1 protein-coding gene is annotated in these 1223 nt (G+C 41.8%); it reads right to left on the minus strand.

Features of this window, described 5'->3' with window-relative positions:
• Nucleotides 1–7 precede the first annotated feature (7 nt).
• A protein-coding gene (locus ACVBIK_RS20650) for an IS3-like element ISSpi1 family transposase (protein ID WP_447170426.1) occupies nt 8–1158 on the minus strand; the annotation gives its coding sequence in 2 pieces (ribosomal slippage) (nt 8–921 and nt 921–1158; 1152 coding nt in all).
• Nucleotides 1159–1223 lie beyond the last annotated feature (65 nt).

Genomic DNA, 1223 nt, shown 5'->3' on the forward strand with positions numbered 1-1223 from the left:
TAGTTTTCTAGACACTTTCTAAGTTCTCATAATACTGCTTTTCAAACTTCATTGGAGACAGTCCGTTATTACTACCATGATGCCGCACTGGATTGTAGAAATATTCGATATAGTTAAATATTTCAGCACGCGCTTCATCTCTGGTTTTGAAGACTTTTCGCTTAATTCTGTCTTTTTTCAGTAATGAGAAAAAGCTTTCTGCAACTGCATTATCATGACAGTTTCCTCTTCGACTCATACTCGCTTCCAGGTTGTGCTCTTTAAGAAAGCTGCGCCAATCAGAGCAAGTATACTGCACGCCTTGATCGGAATGGATAAGCACCTTTTCTGTTGGGGTACGTCTCCATACCGCCATCAGTAGTGCATCAATAACTAGGTCAGCTCTAGCTGTGCTTTTCATTGTCCAACCGACAACTTGTCGAGAGAATAGATCGATAACAACGGTGAGATATAGCCAGCCTTCATGAGTTCGAATATAGGTGAAATCGGTCACCCAAACTTTATTGGGCTCAGCGACGTCAAACCCTCTATTTAACGTATTTGGTGCTGTATGACTAACATCGCCTCCGCCAAAACTTGGATTGCGCTTATAGCCACGTACAGCCTTAATATCAGCTGTTCTCATGATCCGATATACACGATTTTTGCCAACGGCCTCACCATCATCTTTAAGGTCTAAAGTGATATTTCGGTAGCCATACACACAACCACTTTCTAGCCAATACTGTTTAATTTTACCTAGTAATCGCTTATCTTCAGTAGCTCTGCGACTAAGAGGCTCCTTAAGCCAGGCATAGAAACCGCTGCGGTGAACGCCAAGTATTTCGCATAGGATTTTTACTGGGTAGTGCTTGAGCCTAGACTTTATGAACGTGTACTTTTCTTTGACTCGCTTGCAAAGTACACGGCGGCCTCCTTTAGGATATTTCGCTCTTCGGTTACGCGGCGAAGCTCAGCCTTGAGTTTACGTATTTCGTCTTGTTGATTATCAATGGTTATGTGTTGCTTTTCTGGCTTATCAAACTTATTAATCCAGTTGTGCAAACTTTTGGAAGTGACGCCTAATCTATCAGCAACATCTGCGATTTTATAACCACGCTCAGTGACTTGTTTAACAGCTTCTATTTTGAACTCATCTGGATATCGTTTTCCGCGCATGTAACACCTCATATTTTTGGTTAAGTATAACTCTATGAAGTGTCTACTGTTCTAGGGGCTTACCA

This window comes from Shewanella sp. 125m-1 (assembly GCF_052977065.1).